The sequence below is a fragment of the Acidocella sp. C78 genome (genome assembly GCF_907164655.1).
Window position 1 is genome coordinate 1 of record NZ_CAJQZK010000046.1, and the last position, 10,942, is coordinate 10,942.

A 10,942-nucleotide genomic window follows, 5' to 3' on the forward strand; every position below is an offset into this window, starting at 1 on the left:
GGTGGGTATAGTCGCGCACGCGCAGCACCGTCGCCGGATCGGGCTCGACCAGCGGGTTGAGGCTGACCAGCAGCGGCCGCGCGGTCACGAGACCCTGCAACCGGTTCATCCAGTAGGTGACGCTGACGGCGCGGCCATGATCGGCGGCGTCGCGGGCGAGATAGTTCCAGGACGACCACACCGCCCGCCGCCGCGGCATCAGCGCGGTGTCGGTATGCAGCACGGCGCGGTTGGGCTGAAACCGCACCGCGCCCAGAATCGCCCGCGCGTCCGGCGAAGGGTCGGCCAGCATCGCCAGCGCCTGGTCGGCGTGGCAGGCGAACACCACCTCGTCGAACATCTCCTCGCCCGCATCGGTGACGACAATGACGCAGCCCTCCGCGCGCCGCACCTGTCGCACCGGCGCCGAAAGCCGCACCCGCTCGCCGAGTGAAGCCGCCACGCGCTCGACATAGCGGCGCGAGCCGCCGCTCACCGTCCGCCATTGCGGCCGGTCGTTCAGCGTCAGCAGGCCGTGATTGTGGAAGAACCGGGCGAAATGCCGCGCCGGAAAGGCCCGCATCCCCTCGACCGAGGCGGACCAGATCGCCGCCCCCATCGGCAGGATATGATCCTCGACGAAATCCCGCCCGTAGCCGTTGCGGTCCAGCCAGCCGCCCAGCGACTCGTTGCCCGTCGCATGTAGCAGCGCGGGCGCCTCGCGGTTGAAGCGCAGCACGTCGCGCAGCATGCGCAGGAAGCGCGGGCGCACCAGGTTGCGCCTCTGCGCGAACAACTGCCCGAGCGAGCCGCCGCCATATTCAAGCTCGCCGCCGCCGATCGACACGCCGAAGGACATGTCGGTGTCATGGGTAGCGACGCCGAGGTCGCGGAAGAAGGCTTCGAGGTTCGGATAGTTGCGGTCGTTCAGCACGATGAACCCGGTATCGACCGCGATCTCCTGCGCGCCCAGCCGCACCTGCTGGGTGTCGGCATGGCCGCCGAGGATCGGCGCCGCCTCGAACAGCACGACATTCCGCCGCGCCCGCGCCAGCCAGGCCATCGCCATCCCGGCGATGCCGCCGCCGATCACGGCAAGCCGCCCTCCGCTCATGGCGCCGTCCCGCTGATCGCGGCGAAGGCGGCGAGTGCGCGCTCCCGCCCCTCGGCGAGGCCGACGATCGGCCGCGGATAGCTTGCCCCCAGCCGCACGCCGGCGCCGCGCAGCACCATCTCCGGCGCCTCCCACGGCGCATGGACATACTTGTCCGGCAAATTGGCGAGTTCGGGCACGAAACGGCGGACATAGGCGCCGTCCGGGTCGAATTTCCGCCCCTGCAACACCGGGTTGAAGATGCGGAAATAGGGCGCCGCATCGGCCCCGCTGCCCGCCACCCATTGCCACGAGGCCGCGTTGGAGGCCGCATCGGCATCGACGAGACAGTCATGAAACCACCGCTCTCCGCCTGCCAGGGCAGCAGCAGGTGCTTGACCAGGAAGGAGGCGACGATCATCCGCACCCGGTTATGCATCCAGCCGGTCCGCCAGAGCTGGCGCATCCCGGCATCGACGATCGGCACCCCGGTCCGCCCGCGCTGCCAGGCGGCGAGGTCCGCGGCACTCTCCCGCCAGGGCATCGCGGCGAAGGCTGGCTTCATCGGCCGGGTCGCGAGATCCGGCGTGTGCCAGAGCAGATAGGCGGCGAATTCGCGCCAGATCAGCTCCTTGAGAAAGGTCTGCCGCGCCGCCTCGCGCCCCGCCGCCGCCGCCGCGTCGCGCCAGACGGCGTCGATCGCGATCTCCCCCCAATGCAGGTGCGGCGACAGGCCCGAGGTGCCGGCGATCCCCGGCAGGTCGCGCTGGCGGTCATAATCGCCGAAGCCGTTGGCGAGAAAGGCGTCGAGCCGCGCCCGCGCCCCGGCCTCGCCCGGCGTCCAGCTCGCCCGCAGCCCGCCGGCCCAGTCGGGCTGCGTCGGCAGCAGCCCCCAGTCGGCGAGCCGCTCGCTGCCCGGATCGCCGGCGGCTTCGATCCGCCCCGGTGCCGCGATCGGCGGGCGCGGCGCGAAAGCCTCGAAACAGGCGCGCGAGAACGGCGTATAGACGCCATAGACCCCGCCGGTCTTGGTGGTGATCCGCTCCGGGCCGAACATCAGCGCCGAGCGATGGCGATGAAACCCGATCCCCGTATCCTGCAACGCAGCCGCCACGCGCCGGTCGGCCTCCCGCAGCCAGGGCTCGTGCGCCCGCCCGGCATGAACCGCGCTGGCGCCAACCTCCCGCGCCAGCGCCGGGATGATCGCCGCCGCATCGCCCCGCCGCAGCACCAGCCGCCCCCCGCGCGCGGCGAAATCCGCCTCAAGGGCGGCGAGCGAATGGTGCAGCCACCAGCGTGACGCCCCGCCCGTCTCCGCCGCCGGATCGAGCACGAAAACCGCCAGCACCGCGCCGCCCTCGATGGCGGCGGAAAGCGCCGGATTGTCAGCCAGGCGCAGGTCGTTGCGCAGCCAGAGCAGTGTGGTCGTCATCACGCGGCCTTTGCGGCATGGGCGAGGGGAAAGGCGTAAACGCGGTCGCGGCCGAGCAGGAACACCTGCCCGCCGCGCGGAAACAGCGCGCGGATCGGCGGCGCCGTCACCTCCAGCCCGCCGGCATAGGCGCCGAAGGCCGGCAGCAGCACCCGATGCGCGTCGGTCACGAAACAGGGCCGCGCCACCGCGCCCGCCCGCGTCGCGATCCGCGCCTTCGGATGGAAATGCCCGGAAAACTCCACCGTCCCCGGCGCCACCTCACCCGCCGCATGGCGGAACACGGCGCCCGCCTCGGCGTGGTCGGCGCGCCCCGCGCCCTGATCATGATTGCCCTCGATCCAGAGGAAGCGATGCGCCGCCTCCATCCGCGCCAGCCGCGAAGCGTCCTCCGCCGGCAGCCGGGCGCGCCCGGCCGCATCGTGGAAACTGTCGCCGAGCGCGATCACCCGCTCCGGCGCGTAGCGGCGCAGCAGCAGCGCGAGCCGGTCCAGCGTCGCCCGGCTGTCATAGGGCGGCAGCAGCCCGCCGCGCGCGGCGATCGACGAGGCTTTCTCAAGGTGCAGATCGGCGACGATCAGCGCCCGCCGCTCCGGCCAGAACACGGCGCCGGCGGGGTCGAGCAGGAAGCGCCCGGCGGCGCGGTGAATCGGTGCGGCAGTCATGATGCCGCTCATTTCACAGCCGCGCGGGTTAGACCAGAGCGCCCGGCCCCATCGCCTCGGCGATGAGCGCCTCGGCCTCGCCGAGCAGCGCCTCCTCGGCCTCGCCGCCGCCGACCCGCTCGCGGCCGATTTCGAGCAGCACGGGCACGGCGAGCGGCGAAACCCGGGGCAGGGCGCGGTGATGCACCCGCCCGCGCGCCCGCGCCAGCATGCCGGCGATGCGGGCGAGATCGACCAGCCCGTGCGCGGCGTCGGCCCAGGTGGCGCGGAGCAGAATATGGGTCGGGTCGTGCTTGCGGAGAACATCATAGATCAGATCGGTATTGACGGTGATCTGTCTACGGTTCTTTTCGCCGCCCGGATGCACCCGCTCGATCAGCCCGGCGATCACCGCGACGTTGCGGAAACTCCGCCGCAGCATCGAGCTGTCCGCCATCCACGATTCGAGATCCTCGCCGAGCAGATCCTCCTCGAACAGCCGCCCGACCCCGGTGGGCTCGCGCGCGCACCAGATGCCGAGCACGTAATCGGTCGCGACATAGCCGAGCGGCTGAAACCCGAACCGCTCCAGCCTGCGGGTCAGCAGCATCCCCAGCGCCTGGTGCGCCTGCCGCCCCTCGAAGCAATACGCCACGAGATACCACCGCCCGCCGCGCGGAAACGTCTCCACCAGCAGGTCGTCCGGCGCCGGCAGCGCCGAGCGCGCCGCCTGCAGGCCGAGCCATTCGCGCACCGGCGCGGGAAAGCGGTCCCACGTCGCCGGCGTGTGCAGCATCAGCCGCACCCGGTCGGCGAGGTTGGTCGAAAGCGGCATCCGCCCGCCGACATAGGCAGGAATCCTCGGCTCGCCCGTCCGCCCTCGGCGCAGAGCACGCTGGTCTCGCGAATGCCGAGAAAGCGCAGCAACCGCCCGGCGAAGCGGAACGTGTCGCCCGGTGCGAGCATCGCCGCGAAATACTCCTCGACCTCGCCGAGCACGATCCCGCCGCGCCCGCCGCCGAGCCGCACCTTCAGCACCGGCGCCTCGACGATGGTGCCGATATTCATCCGCAGCCGCCGCGCCACCGCCTCGTTGCGCACATGCACCACCCCCTCGGCGTCGCGAAACAGCCTTCGATACCGCTCATACACCGCGAGCGCGTAGCCCCCATCCTCGACGAAGCGCAGCACGTCGTCGAAATCCTTGCGCGCCAGCGCGGCATAGGGCGCTGACGCGGTGATCTCGGCGAACAGGTCGTTGGGGTGGAACGGCGCGGCGCAGGCGCAGCCCAGCACGTGCTGCGCCAGCACATCGAGCCCGCCCGGCCGCGGCGGGTCGCCGTCGAGATCCTGCGCCGCCACCCCCTCGATCGCCGCAGCGCATTCCAGCACCTCGAAGCGGTTGGCGGGCACGAGCAGCGCGCGCGAGGCCTCGTCGAGCCGGTGATTGGCCCGGCCGAGCCGTTGCAGCAGGCGCGACACCCCCTTCGGCGCGCCGATCTGGATCACCTGGTCCACGCCCGCCCAGTCGATGCCGAGATCGAGCGAGGAGGTCGCGACCACGGCGCGCAGTTTTCCTCCCGCCATCGCCGCCTCGACGCGGCGGCGCTGCTCCACCGCGAGGCTGCCGTGATGCAGCGCGATCGGCAGGGTCTCCTCGTTGTGCTTCCACAGCGCCTCGAACATCAGCTCGGCCTGGGCGCGGGTGTTGACGAACACGATCGTCATCCGCGCTTCGCGGATGCGCGCCAGCACCGCCTCCGCCGCCATCAGCCCCATGTGGCCGGACCACGGCATCCGCGCCGGCCCGATCAACATCCCGATCTCCGGCGCCGCCCCGGCCTCGCCCGTAATCATCTCGGTCGCCCCGCCTTTGCCATCCGGCGAGATCCAGTCGCGGATCGCCGTGGGATGGGCGATCGTCGCCGACAGCCCGATCCGCACCGCCGCCGGTGCCAGACGTGCCAGCCGCGCGAGGCAGAGTGCGAGCTGGTCGCCCCGCTTGGTCCCGGCCAGCGCGTGCACCTCGTCGATCACGATGCTCGCCAGCCCCGCGAAACGCGACGCCGCCTCCGGATCGTAGAGCAGCAGCGCCAGGCTCTCCGGCGTGGTCAGCAGAATATGCGGCGGCCGCGCGCGCTGCCGTGCCCGCCGGTTCGCCGGCGTATCCCCGGTGCGGGTCTCGACGCGGATCGGCAGGCCCATCTCCGCCACCGGCGCTTCGAGATTGCGGGCGATATCGGTGGCCAGCGCCTTCAGCGGGCTGACATAGATCGTATGCAGCCCCTCCGGCGGATCGTCGGCCAGCGCGATCAGGCTGGGCAGGAACCCGGCCAGCGTCTTGCCCCCGCCGGTGGGCGCGATCAGCAGCGCGTTTTCTCTCCGCCGCACCGCATCGAGCACGGCGAGCTGGTGCGGCCGCGGCGTCCAGCCGCGCGCGGCGAACCAGTCGGCGAAAGGGGCGGGCAGGGTGGTCACCCGCCAGACATGGCAGACTTGGCGAAACCTGCAATCCGCCCCATCTTGCGGCCATGCCTCCGCATCCCGAAACCTGGCTGCATCCCCGCCCCGAAGGGCTCCATTGCGTGCCCGGCGACTTTTTCATCGACCCGACCCGCGCCGTCGACCGCGCGGTGATCACCCATGGCCATGCCGACCATGCCCGCCCCGGCCATCGCCATGTGCTCGCCAGCGCCGAGACGCTGGCGATCATGCGGGTGCGGATGGGCGAGTCGCGGGCCGGCGCCGCGCAGCAGGTCGCCGCACCGGACGAGATCGTCCGCATCAACGGCGTTGGCGTCTCCCTTGTCCCCGCCGGCCATGTCCTCGGCTCCTGCCAGGTGGTGCTGGACTACGAGGGCAGCCGCGCCGTGGTCTCGGGCGACTACAAGCGCCGGCGCGACCCCACCTGCGCGCCCTTCGCCCCGGTGACGTGCGACGTGTTCGTCACCGAAGCGACCTTCGGCCTGCCGGTCTTCCGCCACCCGGACGCCGCGGCGGAAGTCGCGAAACTGCTCCATTCCATGAGCGTCTTCCCCGCCCGCGCCCATCTCGTCGGCGCCTACGGGCTTGGCAAGGCGCAGCGGCTGATCGCCCTGCTGCGGGAAGCCGGATACGATTCCCCGATCTATCTCCACGGCGCCCTGCAAAAACTCTGCGACCTCTATGAAACCCTCGGCGTGCCCCTGGGCGATCTCCGCCCGCCACCGTCGCCGACAAGGACGCGCTCAAGGGCGCCATCGTCCTCGCCCCGCCCTCGGCGGTGGCGGATCGCTGGGCGCGGCGGCTCGATGATCCGGTGATCGCCGTCGCCTCGGGCTGGATGCGCGTCCGCCAGCGCGCCAAGGCCTCCGGCGTCGAGCTGCCGCTCGTCATCTCCGATCATGCCGACTGGGACGAACTGCTCGCCACGGTGGAGGATGTCGCCGCCCCGGAAATCTGGGTCACCCACGGCGCCGAGGCGGCCCTGCTGCGCCAGCTCTCGCTGCTGGGCCGGCGCGGCCGGGCGCTCAGCCTGATCGGCTATGGCGACGAGGCGGAGCAGGAATGAAACCCTTCGCCGACCTGCTGGAACGCCTGCTCTACACCACCGGCCGCAACGCCAAGATCGCACTCCTCGCCGATTATTTCGTCCACCGCCCCGATCCCGAGCGCGGCTACGCGCTCGCCGCCATCGCCGGCGCGCTCGACTTTCCGGGTGCCAAACCCGCCATGCTGCGCGAGCTGGCCGCCGCCCGCACCGATCCCGAGCTGTTCGCGCTGTCCTACGATTTCGTCGGCGACCTCGCCGAGACCATCGCCCTGCTCTGGCCGCCGGCACGGCACGAGGCCCCGCCCGGCCTGCCCGATCTCGTCGCCGCCCTGCGCGCGGCGTCCCGCGCCGAGATCCCCGCGCTGATCGAAGCCTGGCTCGATGCGAGCGACGTCTCGACCCGCATCGCCCTGATCAAGCTGATCACCGGCGGCCTGCGCGTCGGCGCGTCGCTGCGCCTCGCCAAACTCGCCCTGGCCCGGCACTTCGCCGTCGAGGCCGACGAGATCGAGGAAGTCTGGCACGGGCTGGAGCCGCCCTACACCGCGTTGTTCGACTGGCTGGAAGGCCGTGCCCCGCGCCCCGCACAAGGTGCGGCCCCCGTCTTCCGCCCGCCGATGCTCGCCCACCGATCGAGGCGGCCGATCTCGCCGCGCTCGACTGGTCCGCCCATCGCGCCGAATGGAAATGGGACGGCATCCGCGTCCAGCTCGTCTCCACCCAGGGCGGGCGGCGGCTCTATTCGCGCGGGGCGGAAGACATCTCCGCGGCCTTCCCCGAAATCGTCGCGGCGATGGATTTCCACGCCGTGCTCGATGGCGAGCTGCTGGTCATCCGCGATGGCGCGGTCGCCCCCTTCGCCGATCTCCAGCAGCGCCTCAACCGCAAGAGCGTCCCGGCGAAACTCCGCGCCGCCCACCCGGTCGGCGTGCGGCTGTATGACATGCTGTTCGAGGGCGAAACCGACCTTCGCGCACTGCCCTTCGATGCCCGCCGCGCCCGGCTCGAAGCCTGGTTCGCCCGCACCGCGCCGGCGCGGATGGACCTGTCCGAACTCATCCGCTTCGCCTCGGCCGACGATCTCGCCGCCCTTCGCGCCGGCGCGCGCGACGCCGCGATCGAGGGGCTGATGCTCAAGCGCGCCGACAGCCCCTATCTCGCCGGCCGCCCGAAAGGCCATTGGTGGAAATGGAAGCGCGACCCGCTCAGCCTCGACTGCGTGCTGATGTACGCCCAGCGCGGCCACGGCAAGCGCTCCTCCTATTACTCCGATTACACGTTCGGCGTCTGGACGGCGGCGGGCGCGCTGGTGCCGGTCGGCAAGGCCTATTCCGGCTATACCGATGCCGAGCTGCACCGGCTCGACCGCTGGATTCGCGCCCACACCGTCGCGAGCTACGGCCCGGTGCGCGAGGTGGAGAAGGCGATCGTGCTGGAGGTGGGGTTCGACGCGGCGCAACGCTCCACCCGCCACAAATCCGGCATCGCGCTGCGCTTTCCCCGCATCCTGCGCATCCGCGACGACAAGCCGGCCGAGCAGGCCGACACGCTGGAGACCGCGCTTTCGCTCCTGCCCGGCTAGTCCGGGCCGCTTGCCAGCTTCAGGCTCATTGATCCGCGCCGCTTGCCAGCGGCCCGAGCGCCGCCTGGATGCCGAACTCGCCCGGCAGCGCGCCATGCGGGAACAGCACGTTGACATGGCCGAGCTTGCGGCCCGGCCGCGCGGCGGTCTTGCCGTAGTGGTGCGGGATCAGCCCTGCCGTCGCCACGATACGCGGCCAGAGCGCGATGTCGTCGGGCCCGACGAGGTTCTTCATCACCGCGTCGGAATGGCGGATCGCCGGCGGCAGCGGCAGGCCGGCGACGGCGCGGATATGCAGCTCGAACTGGCTCGCCGGGCAGGCATCGATCGTCCAGTGGCCGGAATTGTGCGGCCGCGGCGCGATCTCGTTGGCCAGCACCCTGCCATCCCGGCCGATGAAGAACTCCACCGCGAGCAGCCCGACCAGGCCGATCCGCTCGGCAACGAGGCGCGCCATCTCCCGCGCCGTCTCCCGCAGCGCGGGGTCGAACGGGGCAGGGGCCAGGGTGAGATCGAGGATATGGTCGCGATGCCGGTTCTCGACCATGTCGAAGGCGCTGACCGTCCCCTCCGCCCCGCGCGCGACCACGACCGACCCCTCCGCCGCGAAATCGACGAAGCCTTCCAGGATCAGCGGCTTCGGATGCAGCAGGCCGAAGGCCATCTCGGCCTCCGCCTCGGTGCGGATCAGCGCCTGGCCCTTGCCGTCATAGCCGAGCCGGGTGGTCTTGAGCACGGCGGGCAGGCCGATTGCGGCGATCGCGGCGGTGAGATCCGCCATGGTCTGCACCGGCGCCCAGGGCGCGGTGCCGATGCCGGCCTCGTTGAGGAAGCGCTTCTCCGCGATCCGGTCCTGGCTGATCCGCAAAATCTCCGGCCCCGGCCGCACCGGGCGGCGATCGGCCAGCAGGTCGAGCCCCTCGGCCGAGACGTTCTCGAACTCGAAGGTGATCACGTCCACCGCATCGGCGAAGCGCAGCAGCGCGGCATTGTCGTCATAATCCGCCCGCGTCGTCGCGGCGGCGACCTGCGAGGCCGGGGCATCGGGTTCCGGAGAAAAAATATGGCAGCGATAGCCGAGCCGGGCCGCCGCCATGGCGGACATGCGGCCGAGCTGGCCGCCGCCGACGATGCCGATCGTGGCGTTGGGGGGAAGCGGAAAACCGGTCATTCTGTGGGCGGGTCCTCGGGCAGGTCGGGCACGGTCTCGGTCTGGGTGCGGCGCCAGGCGTCGAGCCTGGCTTCGATGGCCTTGTCGGTCACCGCGAGCATGGCGGCGGCGAAAAGGGCGGCGTTGATCGCCCCGGCCTTGCCGATCGCGAAGGTGGCGACCGGCACGCCGCCGGGCATCTGCACGATCGAATGCAGGCTGTCCACCCCCTTCAGCGCCGCGCTCTCCACCGGCACGCCGAGCACCGGCACCGGGTGAGGGCGGCGACCATGCCGGGAAGGTGCGCCGCGCCGCCGGCCCCGGCGATGATCGCGGCCAGCCCCCGCCCGCGCGCGGCATGGGCATACTCGACCATCCGCAGCGGTGTCCGGTGCGCGGAGACGACGCGCGCCTCGAACGCGATGCCGAGCGCCTCCAGCGTCTCGGCGGCATGGCGCATGGTCGGCCAGTCCGACCGGCTGCCCATGATGATCCCGATCCGCGGCGTCACGCGATATCGTCCGGAATCAGCCGGCTTTCGAGCCGCAGAATCTGGTCGCGCAGCAGCAGCTTGCGCTTCTTCAGCCGCTGGATCTGCAACTGGTCGGTCAGCTTCTCGTCGCCGAGCCGGGCGATCACCGAATCAAGATCCCGGTGTTCGCTGCGCAGGCCGTGCAGTTGGCGGAGCAGGTTGTCCTTGTCGGTCAGCATCCATCGCTTCTAGCACAGCCGCGCGAGGCTGGCCTATCCCGGTTTTGCCGCTCCCGCCCGCCACGGCGCCGGTCACGCGCGCGAATATAAAGATTGATGACAACCGGAACGCGCAGGACTAGACTCCCCCCAGGCGCCCGGTCGGGGCTCCGACCGGCTTGCGCCACAACAGTCCACACTCGGAAAGGAGTCGAGGATGAGCCTGCAAGCGAGACTGGAATCCCTGAAGCAACGTCACGCCGGCCTGGAGTCCAGAATCACCGAGGAAGACCGCCGACCGCGACCGGATGATGAAAATCTCGCCCGGCTCAAACTGGAAAAACTTCGCCTGAAGGAAGAGATCGAGCGCATCCGGGTCGGCTGACCCGCGCTCGCCGGCAAATCCCGCCGGCTGCAACCCGCCCGGGCCGGCTCACCGGTCCGGGCGTCTCATGTCCGGCTCGGCTCGTGTCCGGCTCAGGCCGCCTCGTCGCTCGAATCCGTCATCGGCTGCGGCATCTCCTCGCCGTCGCGCTCGATCCGCGCATTCGCCGCCGCCACCACGTCGTTCAGGTCGGATTGCTTGCACAGGCCGAGAATCACCGGGTCGCGCGGCTTGATGTTGGCGCTGTTCCAGTGCGACTTGTCGCGCACCTTCTGGATCGTGTCCTTGGTGGTGCCGAGCAGCTTGACGATCTGCGCGTCCTGCACGTGCGGATAGTTGCGCAGCATGAACGCGATCGCGTCCGGCCGGTCGATCCGCTTGGCCACCGGCGTATAGCGCGCCCCCTTGCTGCGCCCGCCCGCCGGGAATGGCGCTCTGCAACATCTTCAGCCTGG

Annotated in this window: 5 protein-coding genes and 6 pseudogenes; 3 read left to right on the forward strand and 8 right to left on the reverse strand. The window is 71.1% G+C overall.

All coding sequences use genetic code 11. From position 1 onward, the window contains the following. From ACIDOCELLA78_RS000000112520 to ACIDOCELLA78_RS000000112535, 4 genes and pseudogenes are all read right to left on the reverse strand, one after another. Nucleotides 1-1,048: NAD(P)/FAD-dependent oxidoreductase (locus tag ACIDOCELLA78_RS000000112520; protein WP_249676836.1), on the reverse strand; the 1,048-nt coding region annotated here is incomplete at its 3' end. A gap of 41 nt (nt 1,049-1,089) precedes the next feature. After that, nucleotides 1,090-2,504, reverse strand: a pseudogene (locus ACIDOCELLA78_RS000000112525) (cryptochrome/photolyase family protein). Further along, nucleotides 2,504-3,169 carry a ligase-associated DNA damage response endonuclease PdeM gene (gene pdeM, locus ACIDOCELLA78_RS000000112530; RefSeq protein WP_283770873.1) on the reverse strand — a complete coding sequence of 222 codons (666 nt, stop codon included), beginning with the start codon at nt 3,167-3,169 and terminating at the stop codon, nt 2,504-2,506. Before pdeM ends, ACIDOCELLA78_RS000000112525 begins: the two are co-directional and overlap by 1 nt. 28 nt (nt 3,170-3,197) lie before the next feature. After that, a pseudogene (locus ACIDOCELLA78_RS000000112535) lies at nt 3,198-5,626 on the reverse strand (ligase-associated DNA damage response DEXH box helicase). Nucleotides 5,627-5,635: 9 nt separating this feature from the next. On the opposite strand from ACIDOCELLA78_RS000000112535, the pseudogene ACIDOCELLA78_RS000000112540 reads away from it, so the two are divergent. Together ACIDOCELLA78_RS000000112540 and ACIDOCELLA78_RS000000112545 are read left to right on the forward strand one after the other, a co-directional pair. After that, nucleotides 5,636-6,698 (forward strand): annotated as a pseudogene (locus tag ACIDOCELLA78_RS000000112540) (ligase-associated DNA damage response exonuclease). After that, nucleotides 6,695-8,262 (forward strand): annotated as a pseudogene (locus ACIDOCELLA78_RS000000112545) (cisplatin damage response ATP-dependent DNA ligase). Before ACIDOCELLA78_RS000000112540 ends, ACIDOCELLA78_RS000000112545 begins: the two co-directional pseudogenes overlap by 4 nt. Before the next feature lie 25 nt (nt 8,263-8,287). On the opposite strand, the gene ACIDOCELLA78_RS000000112550 reads toward ACIDOCELLA78_RS000000112545, so the two are convergent. The 3 genes and pseudogenes from ACIDOCELLA78_RS000000112550 to ACIDOCELLA78_RS000000112560 all read right to left on the reverse strand — a co-directional run bounded on the left by ACIDOCELLA78_RS000000112550 (nt 8,288) and on the right by ACIDOCELLA78_RS000000112560 (nt 10,123). Further along, a complete protein-coding gene (locus tag ACIDOCELLA78_RS000000112550; protein WP_201729834.1) occupies nt 8,288-9,433 on the reverse strand; it encodes a 5-(carboxyamino)imidazole ribonucleotide synthase in 1,146 nt (381 codons plus the stop codon). Further along, nucleotides 9,430-9,899, reverse strand: a pseudogene (gene purE, locus ACIDOCELLA78_RS000000112555) (5-(carboxyamino)imidazole ribonucleotide mutase). Before purE ends, ACIDOCELLA78_RS000000112550 begins: the two are co-directional and overlap by 4 nt. Nucleotides 9,900-9,919: 20 nt before the next feature. Further along, nucleotides 9,920-10,123 (reverse strand): YdcH family protein, encoded by a 204-nt coding sequence (locus tag ACIDOCELLA78_RS000000112560; RefSeq protein WP_201729835.1) that lies wholly within the window; start codon nt 10,121-10,123, stop codon nt 9,920-9,922. A gap of 196 nt (nt 10,124-10,319) precedes the next feature. Here ACIDOCELLA78_RS000000112560 and ACIDOCELLA78_RS000000112565 point away from each other — a divergent pair, with 196 nt between their 5' ends. Further along, nucleotides 10,320-10,487: a YdcH family protein gene (locus ACIDOCELLA78_RS000000112565; RefSeq protein WP_201729836.1), complete on the forward strand. Its 168-nt coding sequence runs from the start codon at nt 10,320-10,322 to the stop codon at nt 10,485-10,487. Nucleotides 10,488-10,579: 92 nt separating this feature from the next. Here ACIDOCELLA78_RS000000112565 and ACIDOCELLA78_RS000000112570 read toward each other — a convergent pair. Continuing rightward, a pseudogene (locus ACIDOCELLA78_RS000000112570) lies at nt 10,580-10,912 on the reverse strand (cell cycle transcriptional regulator TrcR); the annotation flags it as partial. Nucleotides 10,913-10,942 lie beyond the last annotated feature (30 nt).

Bases quoted from the DNA above. Each gene is read 5' to 3' on its own strand.
- ACIDOCELLA78_RS000000112565 (WP_201729836.1), top strand. From the start codon at position 10,320: ATGAGCCTGCAAGCGAGACTGGAATCCCTGAAGCAACGTCACGCCGGC.
- ACIDOCELLA78_RS000000112560 (WP_201729835.1), bottom strand. From the start codon at position 10,123: ATGCTGACCGACAAGGACAACCTGCTCCGCCAACTGCACGGCCTGCGC.
- ACIDOCELLA78_RS000000112550 (WP_201729834.1), bottom strand. From the start codon at position 9,433: ATGACCGGTTTTCCGCTTCCCCCCAACGCCACGATCGGCATCGTCGGC.
- pdeM (WP_283770873.1), bottom strand. From the start codon at position 3,169: ATGACTGCCGCACCGATTCACCGCGCCGCCGGGCGCTTCCTGCTCGAC.